Below are 20445 nucleotides of genomic sequence, written 5' to 3'. Positions count from 1 at the left end.
GCGCAACGAACTTCGGTCGAAGGGCTCCGCTCGTGGCAGACCTGTATCTGGACGGAGAATGGTGCGATCCGGTGGCCGGTGGCCACCGCGAGATCTGCTGCCCCGCAGATGGGACGCTTTCGGCGATCGTCTCCGAAGGGACCCGGGCGGACAGTGAGGCCGCCATCGCCGCGGCCCGCCGGGCTTTCGACCAAGGCGCCTGGCCGCGAACCCCCGAGCGGGAGCGCGGCGCGCTGCTGCTGCGCACCGCCGATCTTATCGAGCGCGACGCCAAGGAGTTCGCCCGCGCCGAATCGCTGGACACCGGCAAGCGGCTGGTGGAGAGCGAGTACGACATCGCCGATGTGGTCTCCTGCTTCCGCTACTACGGCGGGATCGCGGGCACCAGCGCCGGCCGGGTCATCGACACCGGGCGCGACGACGCCGTCAGCCGCGTCACCTACGAGCCGGTCGGCGTGTGCGGGTTGATCACCCCGTGGAACTACCCGCTGCTCCAGGCGTCGTGGAAGGTCGCCCCCGCACTCGTGGCCGGCAACACGATCGTTCTGAAGCCGAGCGAGCTCACCCCCTCCACATCGATCCTGCTGATGCGGGCACTCGAGGAGGCCGGTCTGCCGGCCGGCGTGGCCAACCTTGTGCTGGGTACCGGTCCCGAGGTGGGCGCACCGCTGGCCGAAGACCCCGCCGTCGACATGATCTCCTTCACCGGGGGCCTGGACACCGGCCGAAGGATCATGGCCACGGCCGCCGCGACCGTGAAGAAGGTCGCCCTCGAACTGGGTGGCAAGAACCCCAACGTCGTCTTCGCCGACGCCGATTTCGAGGCCGCGGTGGACTTCGCTCTCACGGCCGTCTTCCTGCACTCCGGGCAGGTCTGCTCGGCCGGCGCCCGCCTGATCGTCGAGGATTCGCTCCACGACGCCTTCGTCGACGAGGTAGTGCGCCGTGCCGGGCGAATCCGGCTGGGCGGACCCTTCGATCCCGAGGCCGATACGGGACCGCTGGTCTCCGCACAGCACCGGGAGAAGGTCGAGGCGTATGTCGCGGCGGGCCTCGCCGAGGGCGCCGTACTGCGCTGCGGCGGCAGCCGGCCCGAGGACCCCGCGCTCGAAGGTGGCTACTACTACCCGCCGACCGTGCTCGACGAGTGCCATCAGGACATGCGCGTGGTACAGGAGGAGTCCTTCGGCCCCGTGCTGACCGTCGAGCGCTTCAGCGACGAGGACGACGCGGTACGCATCGCCAACGACACCGAGTACGGACTCGCCGGAGCCGTATGGACCCAGGACGCCGGCAAGGCCCAGCGGGTCGCGCGACGGCTGCGCCACGGCACCGTGTGGATCAACGACTACCACCCTTATGTGCCGCAGGCGGAGTGGGGTGGCTTCGGGCACTCGGGCGTGGGCCGGGAACTGGGCCCGACAGGCCTGGACGAATACCGCGAGCCCAAGCACATCTGGCAGAACATCCAACCCCGGCCGCAGCACTGGTTCCGCGGCTGAACGCCGAAGAGAGGTCGACCGTGACCCCAACGCAGACTGAAGTGCCGCAGCGGCGCGGCATGTCCAAGGACCAGGACCGGCCGCCGGTCATCTCCGTGCGCGGGCTGTGGAAGGTGTTCGGACCGAAGGCGGACCAGGTGCCTGGTTCCGAGGAGCTGTGCGGGCTCACGCGCCGCGAGCTCATGGACCGCACGGGATGCACCGCCGCCGTACGGGATGTGAACTTCGAGGTGTCGCCCGGCGAGGTCTTCGTCGTCATGGGCCTGTCCGGCTCCGGCAAGTCCACGCTGGTGCGATGTCTCACCCGGCTGATCGAACCCACCGCGGGCGAAGTCAACTTCGAGGGTGAGGACATCCGCGGCGCGGACGTCAGGCGGCTGCGCGAGCTGCGACGCCGCAAGTTCTCCATGGTCTTCCAGCACTTCGGACTGCTGCCCCACCGCCGGGTCGTCGACAACGTCTCGTACGGCCTGGAGATCCGCGGCATGGGCAAGGCCGAGCGCACCAAGCGGGCCATGGAAGTCGTCGAACTGGTGGGCCTGGCCGGATACGAGAACTCCTACCCCGACCAGCTCTCCGGCGGCATGCAGCAGCGCGTCGGTCTCGCCCGGGCACTCGCCGGCGATCCGGACGTGCTCTTCTTCGACGAGCCGTTCTCCGCGCTCGACCCGCTGATCCGCCGCGACATGCAGAACGAGGTCATCCGCCTGCACCACGAGGTCGGCAAGACCATGGTGTTCATCACCCACGACCTGTCCGAGGCGCTCAAGCTCGGCGACCGCATCCTCATCATGCGCGACGGCAAGATGGTTCAGTGCGGCACGGGTGACGAACTGGTCGGCGCGCCCGCCGACGACTACGTCCGCGAGTTCGTCAAGGACGTGCCCCGCGCCGAAGTCCTGACCCTGCGCTGGATCATGCGCGCCCCGGAGCCCGACGACGCCCTCGACGGCCCCGAGTTGGGGCCGGACGTCGTGGTGCGCGAGGCGACGCGGGCGGTGCTTGCCGCGGACAGGCCGGTCAAGGTCGTCGAGGACGGGCGGCTGCTCGGCATCGTGGGCGACGAGGAGATCCTCGCGGTCGTTGCCGGACAGGAAGGCGGTGCGTGATGGCTGTCGCCGCCGACACGGCCGCCGCCCCGGTCGCGGCCGTACGCCGAGTGAGCCGACGCGTCGTGGTGGCCGCGATCCTGATCGCCTGGCTGGTGCTGTTCGCCGTACTGCGGGGGCGGCAGACCCTGGCGCTCGCGGCCGCCGACCTGACAGATCTGCACCGCTGGTTCAACTCGGTCAACGACAGCATCGGGGCGAACCGCAACAGCAACCCGCTCTTCCTCTACTTCTTCAATGAGATCCGGCTGGTCATCGACAATCTCGTGACCTTCGTCCAGTCGCTGATCTCCCAGCCGCAGGGCGACCGTCCGGTCCCCGTCATCGGCTGGCTGGGTGTCGTCGGCCTCGCCGGCTACGTGTCCTGGGCCTTCGGGAACATACGCGTCGCCGCCCTGGCCGTGGCCGGGTTCGTCTTCTTCGGGCTGCAGGGACTGTGGCAGGAGAGCATGGACACCCTGGCCCTGACCCTGTCGGCGGTCTTCGTCTCCCTGCTCATCGGGATCCCGCTCGGCATCTGGGCCGGGCTCTCCGACCGGGTGAACCGCGCCATCACGCCCTTCCTGGACTTCATGCAGACGATGCCGACCTTCGTCTACCTGGCCCCGCTGACGCTGTTCTTCCTCATCGGCCCGGCATCAGCCACGATCGCCACGCTCATCTACGCGGCGCCTCCCGCCATCCGCATCACCGCGCACGCCATCCGCTCGGTGCCCGCCACCACGGTCGAGGCCGCCGAATCGCTGGGATCCACCCGGCGGCAGACGCTCACCAAGGTGCTGCTGCCCATGTCCAAGCGGACCGTCGTGATGGGCGTGAACCAGACGATCATGGCCGCGCTGTCCATGGTCACCATCGCCGCCCTGATCGACGCGCCCGGCCTGGGCAAGACGGTCGTCAAGGCGCTGCAGACGCTGGACGTCGGCGTCGCCTTCAACGCAGGGCTCGCGATCGTCGTCATGGCCATCGTGCTGGACCGGGTGACGACCGCGGCGGGTGATCGGGTGGAGACAGCACGGAAGCGCGGCGCCGGCCGGTTCACCAAGTGGCGCCGGCCCCTGCTGATGGCCGGCGGCGCGGCGGCCGCGGTGTGCGTGTGGCTGTCCCACACCTATGTGTGGGCTGCCGAGTTCCCCGGCGACGCCGGAGTCGGCAGCGCGATCGCGCGCACGGCGGACTCGGTCACCCTCTGGACGCAGGACACCTTCGGCGGGCTGACCAACGGATTCAGGGACCTGATCTCCACGGTGCTGCTCAACCCCTTCGAGGCGCTGCTCACCGACTCCCCGTGGTGGCTGGTCGGCGCGGTCCTCGTCGCCGTCGGCGCCGTGCTCGGCGGATGGCGCGCGGGTGCCACTGCGGCCGGCTGCGTTGCCCTGCTCGTCGCGACCGGCGTGTGGTCGGACAGTATGACGACGCTGGCCTCCACGGCGGTGGCCACGCTGATCGTCCTGCTGCTCGGCGTCGTGGTCGGCGTCTGGATGGGCCGCAGCCCGCTGGCCGACCGGCTGATCAGACCCAGCCTGGATGCGGGCCAGACCATGCCCTCGTTCGTGTATCTGGTGCCGTTCCTGGCGCTGTTCGGCGCCACGCGCTTCACGGCGATCATCGCCGCGGTGGTCTTCGCGGCCCCCGTGACGATCAAGATCATCGCGGACGGGGTGCGAGCGGTGCCCCAGACCACGGTGGAGGCTGCCACGGCAGCCGGCTCCAGCACCTGGCAGATCATCACCAAGGTGCAGCTCCCCATGTCACGCAGCGCTCTGACACTCGCGACCAACCAGGGACTGATCTACGTCCTGTCCATGGTGGTCGTGGGCGGTCTGGTCGGTGCGGGCGCCCTGGGCTACGACGTCGTAGCCGGTTTCTCCCAGGGCCAGTTGTACGGCAAGGGCCTCGCGGCAGGACTCGCCATTGTTCTGCTCGGGGTCATGTTCGACCGGATAACCCAGGCAGCGGCACGGCGCACGACGCGACCCGGCGCTCGCTGAGCCGGCCACAACCCAGCGGCCAGAGCACAAAGCACAGGAGGCAGCACATGTCAGGGAACTTCATCACGCAGTCGCGGCCCGCGAGACGGCGGGCCGTGGCGGCCGGGCTGGCGCTGGGCCTGGCCGCGCTCACCGGCTGCGGCGGCGCCAAGGTCGGCGAGTCGGGATCGGACAAGGCGGGCGGCGGCTCCGGCAAATGCGGCACGTTCAACCTCGCGGTCAACCCCTGGGTCGGATACGAGGCCAACGCGGCGGTCATCGCGTACGTCGCCGAGAAGGACCTCAAGTGTCAGGTGACCAAGAAGGACCTCAAGGAAGAGGTCGCCTGGCAGGGCTTCGGCACCGGCGAGGTGGACGCCGTCGTGGAGAACTGGGGCCATGACGACCTGAAGAAGAAGTACATCACCGACCAGCGGACCGCCGTGCAGGCGGGTACGACCGGCAACAAGGGCGTCATCGGCTGGTTCGTGCCGCCGTGGCTTGCCAAGGAGCACCCGGACATCACCGACTGGAAGAACCTCAACAAGTACGCCGCCAACTTCAAGACGTCGGAGTCCGGCGCCAAGGGCCAGTTCCTCGACGGCGACCCGTCGTTCGTCACGAACGACGCCGCGCTGGTGAAGAATCTCAAGCTGGACTACAAGGTTGTCTACGGCGGCAGCGAGGCGGCGCTCATCCAGGCGTTCCGGCAGGCCGAGGCGAAGAAGACCTGGGTGATCGGGTACTTCTACGCGCCGCAGTGGTTCCTGTCGGAGGTCGACCTGGTGAAGGTGAATCTGCCGAAGTACGCGGCCGGCTGTGACTCCGATGCGGAGAAGGTCGCCTGCGACTATCCCGAGTATCAGCTGGACAAGATCGTCAGCAGGAAGTTCGCCGGATCGGGCAGTCCTGCCTATGACCTCGTGAAGAACTTCAGCTGGACCAATGAGGACCAGAACCTGGTGGCGAAGTACATCGCCGAGGACAAGATGACGCCGGAGGCGGCGGCCAAGAAGTGGGTGGACGCCAACCGCGACAAGGTCGACGCCTGGATCAAGAAGAGCTGATCCGTAGGAGGGGCCGGGACGCACAGCCGTGCCCGGCGGGCTGCCGTGACAGCCCGCCGGGCACGGCTGTTTTTTGCCCCGGTTACAGGGGCGAAGGCCCCTTGACACCCACCTCGGTGACCGGCATCGTGAGTTGCGCAACCTGAAGCATGTTGCGCTGACAGCAACTGAACTGCTTAAAGGCGGAGGTGCGGCGATGGCGGGACCCCGAGTGGTCATCATCGGAGCGGGCGTCGTGGGAGCGGCGCTCGCGGACGAACTGGCCTCCGCAGGCTGGAGCGACATCACGGTCGTTGACCAGGGCCCCCTTCCCGCCACCGGCGGGTCGTCCTCCCACGCACCGGGGCTGGTCTTCCAGACGAACTCCTCGAAGACCATGACCGAGCTCGCCCGCTACACCGTCGAGAAGTTCTGCAGCCTCGACGTCGACGGAGAGCCCTGCTTCCTGCAGGTCGGGGGGCTCGAGGTGGCCACCACCCCCGAGCGCCTCACCGAGCTGCACCGCCGTCACGGCTGGGTCACCGCCTGGGGCATCGAGTCCCGGCTGCTGAGCCCCGAGGAGTGCATCGAACTGCACCCGCTGGTGGACGGCGAGCGCGTCCTCGGCGGCCTCCTCGTCCCCACCGACGGCCTGGCCAAGGCGGTGCTCGCCGTCGAGGCGCAGATCCGGCGGGCCACCGAGCGCGGCGTGCGCTTCCTCGCCCGCCACGAGGTCCTCGACATCGTCCAGAGCGAGGGCAAGGTCAGCGCGGTCGTCGTCACCGACCTGGGGTCCCCCATGCCGCAGGCCAGGGGAGGAGAGATCCCCGCCGACATCGTCGTGTGCTGTGCCGGCATCTGGGGCCCGAAGATCGCCCGCATGGTCGGCATGAACCTGCCGCTGACCCCGCTCGCCCACCAGCTCGCCTGGACCGGCCCCGTCCCCGCCCTGGAGGGCCAGGCCGAGGAGGCCGTCCGGCCGATCCTGCGCCACCAGGACGCGGACCTGTACTACCGCGACCGCTTCGACCGCATCGGCATCGGCTACTACGGCCACCGGCCCATGCCCGTCGACCCGGACGACATCGCCTCGGTGGGCGAGGCCGAGCAGATGCCCTCCGTCATGAAGTTCACCGAGGACGACTTCGCCGACGCCTGGGCCGAGACGCAGGCACTGCTGCCCGCGACGCGCGACGCCAAGATCGAAGAGGGCATCAACGGCCTCTTCTCCTTCACCACCGACGGCCTGCCGCTGCTGGGCGAGTCACCGGACGTCAAGGGCTTCTGGGTCGCCGAGGCCGTGTGGGTCACCCACTCCGCAGGCGTCGCCCGCGCGGTGGCCGAATGGCTCGTGGACGGACACTGTTCGTCCTTCGATCTGCACGAGTGCGACGTCAACCGCTTCGAGCCGCACCAGCTCTCGCCCGAGTACGTCCTGGCCCGCGACTGCCAGAACTTCGTCGAGGTCTACGACATCCTCCACCCCCTTCAGCCGGCCGGCGCGCCACGCCCCCTGCGCACCAGCCCCTTCTACGCCCGCCAGCAGGAACTCGGCGCCCTCTTCCTGGAGGCCACCGGCTGGGAGCGGCCCCAGTGGTACGAAGCCAACGCTGCGCTCGTCGAGGGCCGTTCGATTCCCACCCCGAACGACTGGGCGGCGCGCTACTGGTCGCCCATCGTCGGCGCCGAGGCGCAGACCACGCGCGAGACCGTCGCGATGTACGACATGACGGCACTCAAGCGCCTGGAAGTCACTGGTCGCGGCGCCGCCGCCTTCCTCCAGCGTCTTGCCACCAGCAACGTCGACAAGTCGGTCGGCTCGGTGACGTACACCCTGCTCCTCGACGAAAACGGCGGCATCCGCAGCGACATCACTGTTGCCCGCCTCGGCCGTGACCACTTCCAGGTCGGCGCCAACGGCAACCTGGACCTCGACTGGTTCAGCAGGCACCTGCCGGCGGACGGGTCGGTCCAGGTGCGCGACATCACCGCCGGCACCTGCTGCATCGGACTGTGGGGCCCGCTGGCCCGCGAGGTCCTCCAGCCGCTCGCCGACGCGGACTTCTCCAACGACGGTCTGAAGTACTTCCGCGCCAAGCGCGCCCACATCGGTTCCGTCCCCGTCACCGCCATGCGCCTGTCGTACGTCGGCGAACGCGGCTGGGAGCTGTACACAGGCGCCGACATGGGCCAGAAGCTGTGGGACACCCTGTGGCAGGCCGCCCAGCCCCTCGGCGGCATCGCCGCGGGCCGCGGCGCCTTCAACAGCCTGCGTCTGGAGAAGGGCTACCGCTCCTTCGGCACCGACATGACCTATGAGCACGACCCCTACGAGGCCGGCGTCGGCTTCGCCGTCAAGCTCGACAAGGACGACTTCATCGGCAAGGCCGCGCTGGAACGGCGCAAGGCCGATGTGCGGCGTCGCCTGACCTGTCTGACCATCGACGATCCGCAGGCCGTGGTCATGGGCAAGGAGCCGGTGTACGACGGCGACCGCCCCGTCGGCTACGTCACCAGCGCTGCTTACGGCTACACGATCGGCAAGGGCATCGCCTACGCGTGGCTGCCCGCGGAGCTCGCCACGACCGGCACCGCCGTGCAGATCGGCTACTTCGACCAGCGCGTCGAAGCGGTCGTCGCCGACGAGCCGCTGTTCGACCCGTCCATGTCCCGCCTGCGCGGCTGAGCGCCCATCCGTATGAAGAGGAGCGATGTGAACGCACGCATCCTGGACGGCAAGCGGACCGCGGCCGCGATCCGCACCGAACTCGCCGAGCGCGTCGCCAGGCTGGCTGCGCGGGGAATCACGCCGGGCCTCGGCACCGTACTGGTCGGCGACGACCCCGGCAGTCACGCGTACGTCGCCGGTAAGCACCGCGACTGCGAACAGGCCGGCATCGCCTCCATCCGGCGCGAACTGCCCGCCGACGCGACGCAGGAGCAGGTGGAGGCCGTCGTCGACGAGCTCAACGCCGACCCCGCCTGCACCGGCTACATCGTCCAACTGCCGCTGCCGCGGGGCCTCGACGCCAACGCGGTACTGGAGCGCATGGACCCGGCCAAGGACGCCGACGGCCTGCACCCCGTGAGCCTCGGCCGCCTTGCGCTCGGCGTCGAGGCCCCGCTGCCCTGCACCCCGCGCGGCATCGTGGAACTCCTGCGCCGGCACGACGTCCCCCTCGCCGGAGCGCGGGTGTGCGTCATCGGGCGGGGCATCACGGTCGGGCGGCCGATCGGGCTGCTGCTCACCCGTAAGTCCGAGAACGCCACCGTGACCCTGTGCCACACCGGGACCAAGGGGCTCGCCTGGCACGTACGCGAGGCGGACATCGTCGTCGCGGCCGCCGGATCGCCCGGACTGATCACCGCCGAGATGCTTCGGCCCGGTGCCGCCGTCCTCGACGTCGGCATCACCCGCACCGACGAAGGGCTGATCGGCGATGTGCACCCCGATGCCGCCCGAGTCGCCGGATGGGTCGCGCCCATGCCCGGCGGCGTAGGACCCATGACGCGGGCAATGCTGCTCGCCAATGTCGTTGAGGCCGCCGAGAGGAACGCCGCATGAACACGCCGAACGCGCCGCTCGCCGAGCTGGACCCCGAGGTCCACGCCGCCGTGTGCGCGGAGCTGGACCGCCAGCAGTCCACCCTCGAAATGATCGCGTCGGAGAACTTCGCCCCCTCGGCGGTCATGGAGGCCCAGGGTTCGGTCCTGACCAACAAGTACGCCGAGGGCTACCCGGGCCGCCGCTACTACGGCGGCTGTGAACACGTCGATGTGACCGAGCGGCTGGCCATCGAGCGGATCAAGTCCCTCTTCGGCGCAGGATTCGCCAATGTGCAGCCGCACTCGGGCGCCCAGGCGAACACCGCCGTCTTCTTCGCCCTGCTGAAGCCCGGGGACACCGTCCTCGGCCTCGACCTCGCGCACGGCGGGCACCTCACTCACGGCATGCGCCTCAACTACAGCGGCAAGATGCTCAATGTCGTGCCCTACCACGTGGACGAGACCGACAACCTGGTCGACATGGACGAGGTAGAGCGGCTCGCCAAGGAGCACAGCCCCAAGATGATCATCGCGGGCTGGTCGGCGTATCCCCGGCAGCTGGACTTCGAGGCCTTCCGGCGGATCGCCGACGAGGTGGGCGCGTATCTGATGGTCGACATGGCCCACTTCGCCGGCCTCGTGGCCGCCGGGCTGCACCCCAATCCGGTACCGCACGCCCATGTCACCACCACGACCACCCACAAGACGCTCGGCGGCCCGCGCGGGGGCGTCATCCTCACCAATGAGGCCGACCTCGCCAAGAAGATCAACTCGGCCGTGTTCCCCGGTATGCAGGGCGGCCCGCTGGAGCATGTCATCGCCGCGAAGGCGGTGTCGTTCAAGGTCGCCGCATCGCCGGAGTTCGCCGAGCGGCAGGCCCGCACGCTGGCCGGTGCCCACATCCTCGCCCAGCGGCTCACCCAGCCCGACGCTGCCGCGGCCGGAGTCAGCGTGCTGACCGGCGGCACCGATGTCCATCTGGTCCTGGTCGACCTCAGGGAGTCGGAACTGGACGGCAAGCAGGCGGAAGACCTGCTCCACGACATCGGCATCACGGTCAACCGCAACGCCGTCCCCTTCGATCCCCGCCCTCCCATGGTCACGTCAGGGCTGCGCATCGGCACACCGGCTCTGGCCACCCGCGGCTTCACCGAAGAGGACTTCGCGGAGGTCGCCGATGTGATCGCGCTCGCGCTCCAGCCCGCGCCCGATGTCGCCGCGCTCCGCGCCCGTACGCAGGCGCTGGCCGCCAAGCACCCGCTCTACCCGCACCTGATCGGAGACGCCCGATGAGCCCCCGCACCCCGGGTGCCGACCTCCCCGAGCACCCCGACTGGCTGTGGCGCACGCCCGATCCGAAGCCGTCGTACGACGTGGTGATCGTGGGCGGCGGCGGACACGGGCTCGCGACCGCCCACTACCTGGCCAAGAACCACGGCATCACGAATGTGGCCGTGCTCGAGAAGGGCTGGCTCGCGGGCGGCAACATGGCCCGCAACACCACGATCATCCGTTCCAACTATCTGTGGGACGAGAGCGCCGGAATCTATGAGCATGCCCTCAAACTGTGGGAAGGGCTGGCGGACGAACTCGACTACCCGATCCTGTTCTCCCAGCGCGGTGTGCTGAACCTCGCCCACAGCCTGCAGGACGTCCGCGACAGCGTGCGCCGTGTCGAGGCCAACCGGCTCAACGGCGTCGACGCCGAATGGCTGGACCCGCAGCAGGTCAAGGACGTCTGCCCCATCGTCAACATCTCGCCCGACGTGCGGTATCCGGTGATGGGCGGCACCTACCAGCCGCGGGCCGGCATCGCCAAGCACGATCACGTCGCCTGGGGGCTGGCGCGGTCCGCCGACGCAGCCGGCATCGACATCATCCAGAACTGCGAAGTCACCGGCATCGACATCGTCGGCGGTCGGGTCGTCGGCGTGCAGACCACGCTCGGCCCCATCGCCGCCGGCAAGGTGGCGCTCTGCTCGGCCGGTCACACCTCGGTGCTGGCCGCCATGGCCGGCTTCGAAGTGCCAGTGCAGAGCCACCCGCTGCAGGCGCTGGTCTCCGAGCTCCTTGAGCCGGTGCACCCCACGGTCGTGATGTCCAACGCCGTGCATGTGTACGTCAGCCAGGCCCACAAGGGCGAACTGGTGATGGGCGCAGGCATCGACGCGTACAACGCCTACACCCAGCGCGGCGCCTTCCACATCATCGAGCACCAGATGTCCGCCGCACTGGAACTCTTCCCGATCTTCGCCCGCGCTCATGTGCTGCGTACCTGGGGCGGCATCGTCGACGTCAGCCCCGACGCCTCGCCGATCATCGGGCTCACCCCGGTCGACAACCTCTACCTCAACTGCGGCTGGGGGACCGGCGGTTTCAAGGCCACACCGGGCGTCGGCTCGGTCTACGCCCACACCATTGCCCACGACACCCCCCACCCGCTCAACGCCCCCTTCTCGCTCGACCGATTCACCACCGGCGCGCTCGTCGACGAGCACGGCGCGGCCGCGGTGGCCCACTGAGGAGCTTGAATCGATGCTGCTCATCCCATGCCCCTGGTGCGGGCCCCGTGACGAGGCCGAATTCCACTACGGCGGTCAGGCGCACGTGCCCTATCCCGAGGACCCCGCCGCCCTGACCGACCAGGAGTGGGCGCGCTACCTCTTCTTCCGCGACAACCCCAAGGGCCCGTTCGCGGAGCGCTGGAGCCACGCGGCCGGATGCCGTCGCTGGTTCAACGCTGTGCGCAATACGGCGACGAACGAGATCCTGGCGGTGTACCGCGCGGGCGAGCCGCGCCCGGAACCGGCGGCCTCCAATCCACCCCGTCCGGCGGCAACTACAGCCCCTCCGGCGGTTGAGGTGGGGGTCCCCCCACGCCCGCCAGGGCGTAGGGGGAGGGGTCCAGCGGCGGAGCCCATGGTTACGGGATGGGTCGGGGAGGGGGAGTCAACCCCCGCCCCCGCCCCCGCCATCGGCACCGGCACTCAGCCTTTCCGCCTCACCACGGGCGGTCGCGTAGCCCGGGCGGAACGGCTCACGTTCACCTTCGACGGCACGACATACCAAGGCTTCCGCGGCGACACCCTCGCCTCCGCCCTCCTCGCCAACGGCATCATCCAAGCCGGCACCAGCATCAAGCTCGGCCGCCCGCGCGGCATCTTCTCCGCCGGAGTCGAGGAGCCCAACGCGGTCGTCCAGATCGAGGAACCGTTCCCCGAGCCGATGCTGCCCGCGACGGCCGTGGAGCTGTACGACGGGCTCGTCGCGAGCAGCCTCCCCGGTCAGGGACGGCTTGCAACCGAGCCCGACCCCGCCCGCTACGACGCCGTCCACGCCCACTGCGACCTGCTCGTCGTCGGCGCGGGACCGGCCGGACTGGCGGCCGCCTCCGCCGCCGCTCGCAGCGGGGCGCGGGTCATCCTCGCCGACGACCAGCCCGAGCCGGGCGGCAGCCTCCTCGGTACAGGCCAACTCCTGGACTGGGCGGCCGAGACCGAGGCGCTGCTCGAAGCCGCGCCGGAAATCCGCATCCTGCGCCGCACCACCGTCTTCGGCTACTACGACGACAACCACGTCCTCGCCGTCGAGCGCCGCACCAACCACCTCGGCGGCGACGCCCCCGAGCATGTCTCCCGCGAGCGGGTCTGGCGCATCCGTGCCCGCCGTGTCGTCCTGGCCACCGGAGCCCACGAGCGCTCGCTGGCCTTCGCCGACAACGACCGCCCCGGTGTCATGCTGGCGGCCTCGGCCCGTACGTACGCCAACCGTTACGGCGTTCTGCCCGGCCGCCACGTCGTCGTCTTCACCACCAACGACAGCGCCTACGCGGCTGCGCTCGACCTGGCGGCGGCGGGCGTGCACATCGCGGCCGTCGTCGACACCCGCCCCGAACCGGGGGAATGGGCGCGCCGCGCCCAGGACGCCGGGATCGAGGTGCTGGCCGGACACGCCGTGGTCGGAACCGAGGGCGAGCAGCGGCTTTCGGCGGTCACCGTCGCTCCGTACGGAGAGTCGGCGGGGCGCCGTGAGTTCGCCGCCGACCTGCTGTTGGTCTCCGGCGGCTGGAACCCCGTCGCGCATCTGTTCAGTCAGGCGGGCGGAAAGCTCCGCTACGACGACACGCTGGGCACGTTCGTCCCCGACGCCTGTGGTCAGGCGGTCGAGGTCGCCGGCTCCGCAGCCGGCGTCTTCGATCTGGCCGGCGTCCTCGCCGGGGGTGCCGACGCCGGTGCCCGCGCGATCGAGGCCGAGGGCTATGTGGCCGACGCGACCGGGCTCCCGGCGGTCGCCGCCGACGAACCGCACTCCCCGTCCATGCACGTCTTCCTCGTCCCCGGTGCCACCGACGCGCCCCGCTTCGTCGACCTGCAGCGTGATGTCACCGTCGACGACCTCGCCCGTGCGACCAGTGCCGGTATGCGCTCGGTCGAGCACACCAAGCGCTACACCACCGCCGGCACCGCCAACGACCAGGGCAAGACCTCCGGCGTCCTCGCCAGCGGCACCGTCGCCCACCTGCTGGGCGTGGACATCTCGGCCCTCGGCACGACGACGTTCCGCCCTCCCTACACGCCCGTCGCTTTCGCCACCCTCGCGGGCCGCGACCGAGGCGCGCTGCACGATCCCGTCCGCGTGACCGCCCTGCACGACTGGCATGTCGACCATGGCGCCCTCTTCGAGAACGTCGGTCAGTGGAAGCGGCCCTGGTACTACCCCCAGGACGGCGAGGACATGAAGGCCGCCGTGCTCCGTGAGTGCCGTGCCGCCCGTGAGGGCGTCGCCTTCATGGACGCCTCCACGCTCGGCAAGATCGACGTGCAGGGGCCGGACGCCGCCGTCTTCCTGGACCGGCTCTACACCAACATGATGAGCACCCTCAAGGTCGGCATGATCCGCTACGGCGTCATGTGCCGCCTCGACGGCATGATCTTCGACGACGGCACCGTCATCCGCCTCGCCCAGGACCGTTTCCTCGTCACCACCACGACCGGCAACGCGGCCACGGTTCTGGACTGGATGGAGGAGTGGCTGCAGACCGAGTGGCCCGAACTGCGCGTCCACTGCACCTCCGTCACCGAGCAGTGGGCCACCGTCGCCCTCGTCGGCCCCCGCTCCCGCGAGCTGCTGGCCGGCCTCGCCCCCGAACTGGCGGTCGCGAACGACGACTTCCCCTTCATGGCGTGGCGCGACACGACGGTCGCGGACATCCCGGCCCGGGTCTGCCGGATCAGCTTCTCCGGCGAACTGGCCTACGAGATCAACGTGTCGCCGTGGGACGCGCGCGCGTTGTGGGAGGCGCTGTACGCGGCAGGGAGCCCGTACGGCATCACCCCGTACGGCACCGAGACCATGCATGTCCTGCGCGCCGAGAAGGGCTATCCGATCATCGGTCAGGACTCCGACGGCACGGTCACCCCGCAGGACCTCGGCATGAGCTGGGTGGTGTCGAAGAAGAAGCCCGATTTCGTCGGCAAGCGCTCCTACGCACGCGCCGACACCACACGTCCCGACCGCAAGCACCTCGTCGGCCTGCTCCCGGAGGACCCGGAATCCTTCCTCCCCGAGGGCACCCATCTGGTCGCCGGCAGCGTGCTCCCCGAGCCGCCGGTGCCCATGCTCGGCCATGTCACCTCCAGCTACCACAGCGCGGCGCTCGGCCGGACCTTCGCACTCGCCCTGATCAAGGGCGGCCGGGACCGCATCGGCGAGCGGCTGTATGCCCCTGTGGGCGACCGTCTGGTCCCGGTGACCGTCGCAAGTCCCGTCCTCTACGACCCCGAGGGAGCCCGCCGCGATGGCTGACACCGCAACCCGCCGGAGCCCCCTGGCGCATGTCGCCGGCCGCTTCGCCGCCGCCACCCGCGCCTCGGGCGGCGCCCTGCGCCTGGCCGAACTGCCTTTCCTCGCCCAGGTCAACGTCCGGCTCGATCCCAAGGGGCCCGCTGCCGACGCCGTCGGGCTCGCTCTGGGTCTCCAACTGCCCCTCGAGCCCGACAGCGTCGTACACGCCGGGGACCGCTATGCCCTCTGGCTCGGCCCCGACGAATGGCTCGTCGTCGGCCCGCCCGGCACCGGTGCGGCTCTGGAGAACGAGATCCGGCAGGCTGCAGGCGACGAGCCGGCAGCGATCACGGACGTCTCCGCCCAACGCACCACCCTGCTCGTCGCGGGCCCGCGCGCCCGCGACCTGTTGGCCCACGGCTGCGCGCTGGACCTGCACCCGCGTGCCGTCGGGCCCGGGCGATGCGCCCAGACCACCCTGGCCCGCGCGCAGGTCGTGCTGGTGGCACGGGACGAGCTCAAGGCGGGGTTCTGGGTGCTGGTCCGTTCGTCCTTCGCCGAGTATCTGGCGGACTGGCTGCTGGACGCCGCGTCGGAGTACGTCTGAGTGAGTGCTTCCGGGGTCAGCCGCGCAGAAACGTCAGGACAGCCATCACCCGGCGGTGGGTCTCGTCCATGGGCGGTGAAGGCCGTCGTCCCCGCGCAACTGGCACTGCGAACCAGGCCGGTTGAGCTCGCTGGGATGCGCGAGTAAGGGCCACGAACCTCCCCGCGGACCTCGGGGGTGCCGCGCGAATCAGTCCCCCCGATCGACCTCGGATCAACCGCCGAGCGCACCCACCGTGGTCGCGGGGACATGCGGACGGACGAGATTGCTCGGGAGCAGGATGAGCTGAAGCTCGGCCTGGGTCAGCAGGCCCTTGTCGAGGACGAGTTCATGGACGCTCCGGCCGGTCTGCAGGGCTTCCTGGGCGACGGCGGTGGCCTGCTCGTAGCCGATGTGCGGGTTCAGCGCCGTCGCCAGGCCGATGGAGTGGGCCACCAGGTGCGCGAGGTGCTCCCGGTTGGCGGTGATGCCGGTGACACAGCGCTCGGCGAGAGTCAGACAGCCGGCCCGCAGGTGAGTCAGGCTCTTCAGCAGGCTGTGGGCGATGACCGGTTCGAAGGCGTTGAGCTGGAGCTGGCCCGCCTCGGCGGCCATGGTCACCGCCATGTCGTTGCCGATGACCTCGAACGCGATCTGGTTGACCACCTCGGGCACGACAGGGTTCACCTTGCCGGGCATGATGCTGGAACCGGCCTGCACCGGCGGCAGGTTGATCTCGGCGAAGCCGGCGCGCGGTCCGCAGGAGAGCAGCCGCAGATCGTTGCACGTCTTGGAGAGCTTGACGGCGATCCGCTTCAGCACCCCCGACAGCTGGACGAACGCGCCGGCGTCCTGAGTGGCCTCGACGAGGTCGTGCGCGGTCGTCAGCGGGAGTCCGGTGATGGTGCGAAGATGCCGGGATGCCCGCGCCGCATATTCGGGATGGGCGTTGAGTCCGGTGCCGATGGCGGTGCCGCCGAGGTTGATCTCGCGGATCAACGCGCATGCCTCGGTGAGGCGTTTGTGGTCCTCCTCCAGCATCACGGCGTACGTGGCGAACTCCTGGCCCAGGGTCATGGGCACCGCGTCCTGCAGCTGGGTGCGGCCCATCTTCAGGACGTCCGCGAACTCCTCCGCCTTCGCGGCGAAGGCGGAGCGGAGCACCTCCATGGCGTCCAGCAGACGCTGGGCGGTGAAGTCGAGGGCGATCTTGACGGCGGTCGGGTAGACGTCGTTGGTGCTCTGTCCCGCGTTGACGTCCTCCAACGGGTGCAGGTGTGCGTACTCGCCCTTGTGGTGACCGAGGAGCTCCAGGGCGCGGTTGGCGACGACCTCGTTGGCGTTCATGTTCGTCGAGGTGCCCGCGCCGCCCTGGATCACGTCGACCACGAACTCGCCGTGGAGCTCCCCGGCGCGGATCTCCTCACAGGCGCTCACGATCGCGTCCGCCTTGCGGCCGTCCAGCGTGCCGAGGTCCCGGTTGGCGAGGGCCGCCGCCTGCTTGACACACGCGAGGGCGGTGATGAGGTCCGGGTAGGCCGAGATGGGGGTGCCGGTGATGGGGAAGTTCTCCACCGCACGCAGTGTGTGGATGCCGTAGTAGGCGTCGGCGGGGACGTCCCGGTCACCGAGCAGATCGTGCTCGGCGCGGACCTCGGGGAGGTGGTCGTGCGTGGCCATGGAGGTGCGGACTCTCCTGTCGGGTGTACGGGGCGGCACGAGATGAGCCGGCCGGAAGTGGTGGGGGCCGCTGGATCCGGGGGAGGGGGTAAGGAGAACCAGCGGCCCCGGTCTATGCGGAGACGAGTTCCGCCGACGGGTCGGCGCCGGCGGAGACCGCCTCGCCGAGCACGTGGCGCAGGACCTGGTCCCGCTCCTGGGGGTCGGTGGCGGCGAGCAGTGCGGTGAGCACGGCGATCCGGGCCTGGCCGGCCCGCAGTGTGCCGGTCGGCACGGCGCCCGCGGCCACGAGGTCGACCCCGCCGCCGTGGGTGTAGATCTCGGCGACCGGTCCGGCCTGGACACGGGTGGTCAGCGCGACGAGCACGCCGCGCGAGGTCGCGGCGGCGACGGCCTCGACGATCTCGGGGGTGGCGTTGCCGGCGCCGGTGGCCACCAGGACGATCCCTTGGGCCCCCGCGTTCAAGGCCGCGTTGAGCAGCAGCGGGTCGGCGTCGCAGTGGTGCATCACCATGTCGACGCGGGGCAGGGCGTCCGGGACGGCGGGCAGGGCCAGGGCGGCCGGGCGCTGAGGGTGGCGCAGTACGGAGATCCGGCCGAAGCCGACATTGCCGATGCGGGGGCCGGACGGATCGCCGAAGGCGTCGGCGGCGATTGTCTGTGTCTTGACGGTGCCGCGGGCGGAGTGCACCTTGCCGTCGAAGGCGACCAGTACGCCGAGACCACGCGTCGTCGTGGCGGTCAGCAGTGCGTCGTGGAGGTTGCCCGGTCCGTCGCCGTCGGAAGCGTCGAGCGTACGCTGGGCGCCGGTGAAGACGACCGGTCGCGGGTCGTCGTGGTGAAGGTCGACAAGGAACGCCGACTCCTCCATGGTGTCGGTGCCATGGGTGACGACTATGCCGTCCACGCCGGGGTCGGCGAGCACCTCGTGCACCGTGCGGAGCAGGGTGAGCTGGTGAGTGGTGGTGAGACGCGGGCTGTTCACGCTGAACAGATCGACGACCTCGATGGTGACGCCCTCGGGCACCGCGGCGGTCGCCATGATTTCCTCGCCATGCGCGTCGGCGGCGAAGCCCGAACCTTGCCAGCGGCTGGCTATCGTTCCGCCGGTGCTGATGACGACGACCCGTCCCACAGTGCCCACTCCTTGTTCGTGCCGCAGGTGAGCGGCGAATGCGACGGGGCACGCGGCCCGGCCTCGCTCGTGGCTCCGGCTGGGCTGCGCCCCATGGCTGGCCCGGGGGTACCGGAGCAGTTGACGCAATGATAGAAGGATTGCCCCGCAATTTGATCGCAAATTTTGGCCTGTACGTAACATTAGGTGGTGGATAATCGCGTCATGGACGAGATCGACCGCGATATCTTGCGTGAGCTCCAGGACGATGGGCGGCTGAGCAACCAGGAGCTGGCCCAGCGGGTGGGGCTGACGCCCTCACCCTGCATGCGCCGGGTGCGGCAACTGGAGCAGGACGGGGTGATCCAGGGCTATCGCGCGGTGATCGACCCGGAGGCGGTCGGCCGGAGCTTCGAAGTCCTCGTTTCCATCGAGGTGAAGCGCGACCGTGAGGTGGTCGAGGCTTTCGAGGCCGGCCTGCAGGACATCCCCGACGTCATCGAGGCGTACCGGCTCTTCGGCAGCCCGGGATGCGTGCTGCGTATCGCGGTCGCGGATCTGCGCGCGTACGAGCGGCTGTGGATCGAGAAGCTGACCGCTCTGTCCGGCGTCACCGAGGTCAATTCGCAGATCATCATGAAGCGGATCAAGGAACCTCGCGGTCTGCCGGTGGACGGCTGACGCAGGAAAGCGTCACAGCCGTACGACGACCAGGGCGATGTCGTCGCGGGCGCCACCGCTGACGCCGAGGCGGGCCAGCAGGGCGTCGGCCAGGTGTTCCGGGCTGAGCCGGCTGCACTGGGCGAGGGCGTCGGTCAGGCGGGCGAGACTGGTGTCAATGTCCTCACCGCGGCGTTCGATCAGCCCGTCGGTGTAGAGGACGAGGGTGTCGCCCGGGGTGCAGTGAAGTTCCTGCTGCGGGCGGGCCGCATGTTCGGGGCGGGCGCCCAGGGGCGGGTCGGTCGCCTGGTCCAGCAGCTCGTGGCTGCCGTCGGCGTGCAGCAGGACGGGCGGTGGGTGGCCGGCGCTGCTGTAGGTGACCCGGGTGTTACTGATGTCGATCATGACATTGACCGCGGTGGTGGCCAGCGCTCCTTCGACGGAGCGCGCGTACAGGCCCAGCACCTCCAGCGCCTTCGCGGGCCCGTCCACGGCGCGGGTGGCGGCGCTCAGGGCGCTGCGGAGCATGCCCATGACGGTGGCTGCCTCCAGGCCGTGCCCGACGACGTCGCCCACCGCGACGGCGAAGCCGTCTCCGGGCAGGTCGGCGACGTCGTACCAGTCGCCGCACACGTTCAGTGATCCGGTCGCAGGCAGGTAGCGCACCGCCACGTCCTGGTGCCGGGCCAGGTCCGGTGAGTGCAGCATGGCTTCCTGCAGGGTGAGGGCGACCTGGCGCTCACGGGCATGGGCTTTGCGGAGCTCCTCGTTCAGCAGCTGCAGCTCACGCGCCCGGGCGTACAGTTCGCCCTCCATCGCCTCCGCACGCTCGCTCAGCGCGCCGCCCTGCCCCGGGTGACGGGAGCGGCGGGAGTGGACGAACGCGGTCACGTCCTCCACCCGGTGGATGATCAACGTCACCTTTCCGTCCGGTCCCAGGACGGGGGTGTTGATCGGGGACCACCACCGCTCCTCGAACTCGCCGAGTCTGTGCGGTATGGGGATGTCGTACTTCTGCAGCGCCATCGTGTCCCGCTTGCGGGTGGTCAGGACCCGGTGCAGTGAGGCGCTGAGGTTCTCCACCCCGTCGGCGTCGGGGTCTGCGGGATTGTCCGGGAAGGCGTCGAAGAGGTACTGCCCGATCAGATCATCCCGAGTCTGCGCGGTCGCCTCGAGGTATGCCTGGTTGACGTCGACGATCACGAGGTCTGTGCCCAGTACCAGATAGGGGCTGGGCGTGGCGGCGAACAGCGCCGCGTATTCGATCTGCTCTGATGCCACCGGCTGCCTGCCAGTTCTTTCCGGCGACGGACCACCCATGCTGTCAATCTACGAGATCCGAAGTCCCGACGCCCGACATGACCTCGCGAGGCGCAGCGCCCCGTGTCACCCGGCGCCGAGCGAGCCGGCTCGGGCAGGTCCTTGTCAGGACGAGCCCGAGCCGCCGA

Annotated in this window: 14 protein-coding genes; 11 read left to right on the top strand and 3 right to left on the bottom strand. The window is 69.9% G+C overall.

Annotation, left to right across the window (positions count from 1 at the left end; genetic code table 11):
* Positions 1-32: 32 nt before the first annotated feature.
* From OG729_RS02890 to OG729_RS02845, 10 genes are all read left to right on the top strand, one after another.
* Positions 33-1502, top strand: a complete 1470-nt coding sequence (locus OG729_RS02890) for an aldehyde dehydrogenase family protein (RefSeq protein WP_405804068.1) — start codon at positions 33-35, stop codon at positions 1500-1502.
* 20 nt (positions 1503-1522) lie between these two features.
* Positions 1523-2611 (top strand): glycine betaine/L-proline ABC transporter ATP-binding protein, encoded by a 1089-nt coding sequence (locus tag OG729_RS02885; RefSeq protein WP_360864782.1) that lies wholly within the window; start codon positions 1523-1525, stop codon positions 2609-2611.
* On the top strand, positions 2611-4602 hold the full coding sequence (locus tag OG729_RS02880; protein WP_405804066.1) for an ABC transporter permease: 1992 nt from the start codon (positions 2611-2613) through the stop codon (positions 4600-4602). The genes OG729_RS02885 and OG729_RS02880 overlap by 1 nt, the downstream gene beginning before the upstream one ends.
* Before the next feature lie 47 nt (positions 4603-4649).
* Positions 4650-5648, top strand: a complete 999-nt coding sequence (locus tag OG729_RS02875; RefSeq protein ID WP_404726275.1) for an ABC transporter substrate-binding protein — start codon at positions 4650-4652, stop codon at positions 5646-5648.
* A 196-nt stretch (positions 5649-5844) separates the two neighbouring features.
* Complete coding sequence (locus tag OG729_RS02870) at positions 5845-8313, top strand: FAD-dependent oxidoreductase (protein WP_405804063.1); 2469 nt, start codon at positions 5845-5847, stop codon at positions 8311-8313.
* Between the two features lie 27 nt (positions 8314-8340).
* Positions 8341-9192, top strand: coding sequence for a bifunctional methylenetetrahydrofolate dehydrogenase/methenyltetrahydrofolate cyclohydrolase (locus OG729_RS02865; protein ID WP_405804061.1), 852 nt, complete (start codon positions 8341-8343; stop codon positions 9190-9192).
* Positions 9189-10466, top strand: coding sequence for a serine hydroxymethyltransferase (glyA, locus tag OG729_RS02860; protein ID WP_405804059.1), 1278 nt, complete (start codon positions 9189-9191; stop codon positions 10464-10466). The genes OG729_RS02865 and glyA overlap by 4 nt, the downstream gene beginning before the upstream one ends.
* The gene (locus OG729_RS02855; protein ID WP_360864767.1) at positions 10463-11695 is read left to right on the top strand and encodes a sarcosine oxidase subunit beta family protein; all 1233 of its coding nucleotides are present in this window, start codon (positions 10463-10465) and stop codon (positions 11693-11695) included. The genes glyA and OG729_RS02855 overlap by 4 nt, the downstream gene beginning before the upstream one ends.
* A 13-nt stretch (positions 11696-11708) precedes the next feature.
* Positions 11709-14978, top strand: coding sequence for a sarcosine oxidase subunit alpha family protein (locus OG729_RS02850; protein ID WP_405804057.1), 3270 nt, complete (start codon positions 11709-11711; stop codon positions 14976-14978).
* Entirely contained in the window at positions 14971-15564 is a 594-nt protein-coding gene (locus OG729_RS02845; protein ID WP_405804055.1) for a sarcosine oxidase subunit gamma, read from the top strand. Before OG729_RS02850 ends, OG729_RS02845 begins: the two co-directional genes overlap by 8 nt.
* Before the next feature lie 213 nt (positions 15565-15777).
* Here OG729_RS02845 and aspA read toward each other — a convergent pair whose 3' ends face one another.
* Both aspA and OG729_RS02835 read right to left on the bottom strand, forming a co-directional pair.
* On the bottom strand, positions 15778-17223 hold the full coding sequence (aspA, locus tag OG729_RS02840) for an aspartate ammonia-lyase (RefSeq protein ID WP_405804053.1): 1446 nt from the start codon (positions 17221-17223) through the stop codon (positions 15778-15780).
* A 112-nt stretch (positions 17224-17335) separates the two neighbouring features.
* The gene (locus OG729_RS02835; protein ID WP_405804051.1) at positions 17336-18358 is read right to left on the bottom strand and encodes an asparaginase; all 1023 of its coding nucleotides are present in this window, start codon (positions 18356-18358) and stop codon (positions 17336-17338) included.
* Between the two features lie 204 nt (positions 18359-18562).
* Between OG729_RS02835 and OG729_RS02830 the strand changes: the two genes are divergently transcribed.
* Positions 18563-19018 carry an Lrp/AsnC family transcriptional regulator gene (locus OG729_RS02830; RefSeq protein ID WP_360864754.1) on the top strand — a complete coding sequence of 152 codons (456 nt, stop codon included), beginning with the start codon at positions 18563-18565 and terminating at the stop codon, positions 19016-19018.
* Between the two features lie 12 nt (positions 19019-19030).
* Here OG729_RS02830 and OG729_RS02825 read toward each other — a convergent pair whose 3' ends face one another.
* Positions 19031-20317, bottom strand: coding sequence for a PP2C family protein-serine/threonine phosphatase (locus OG729_RS02825; RefSeq protein ID WP_405804049.1), 1287 nt, complete (start codon positions 20315-20317; stop codon positions 19031-19033).
* Positions 20318-20445: the final 128 nt, after the last annotated feature.

Source organism: Streptomyces sp. NBC_00210 (genome assembly GCF_045160975.1).
Classification (GTDB): domain Bacteria; phylum Actinomycetota; class Actinomycetes; order Streptomycetales; family Streptomycetaceae; genus Streptomyces.
This window is presented reverse-complemented; position numbering and strand designations above follow the sequence as displayed.

What these genes read in the sequence shown, in the direction of transcription:
- OG729_RS02845 (WP_405804055.1), top strand. Translation starts at nt 14,971, where the DNA reads ATGGCTGACACCGCAACCCGCCGGAGCCCCCTGGCGCATGTCGCCGGC.
- OG729_RS02855 (WP_360864767.1), top strand. Translation starts at nt 10,463, where the DNA reads ATGAGCCCCCGCACCCCGGGTGCCGACCTCCCCGAGCACCCCGACTGG.
- OG729_RS02875 (WP_404726275.1), top strand. Translation starts at nt 4,650, where the DNA reads ATGTCAGGGAACTTCATCACGCAGTCGCGGCCCGCGAGACGGCGGGCC.
- OG729_RS02850 (WP_405804057.1), top strand. Translation starts at nt 11,709, where the DNA reads ATGCTGCTCATCCCATGCCCCTGGTGCGGGCCCCGTGACGAGGCCGAA.
- OG729_RS02870 (WP_405804063.1), top strand. Translation starts at nt 5,845, where the DNA reads ATGGCGGGACCCCGAGTGGTCATCATCGGAGCGGGCGTCGTGGGAGCG.
- OG729_RS02825 (WP_405804049.1), bottom strand. Translation starts at nt 20,317, where the DNA reads ATGGGTGGTCCGTCGCCGGAAAGAACTGGCAGGCAGCCGGTGGCATCA.
- aspA (WP_405804053.1), bottom strand. Translation starts at nt 17,223, where the DNA reads ATGGCCACGCACGACCACCTCCCCGAGGTCCGCGCCGAGCACGATCTG.
- OG729_RS02830 (WP_360864754.1), top strand. Translation starts at nt 18,563, where the DNA reads ATGGACGAGATCGACCGCGATATCTTGCGTGAGCTCCAGGACGATGGG.
- glyA (WP_405804059.1), top strand. Translation starts at nt 9,189, where the DNA reads ATGAACACGCCGAACGCGCCGCTCGCCGAGCTGGACCCCGAGGTCCAC.
- OG729_RS02880 (WP_405804066.1), top strand. Translation starts at nt 2,611, where the DNA reads ATGGCTGTCGCCGCCGACACGGCCGCCGCCCCGGTCGCGGCCGTACGC.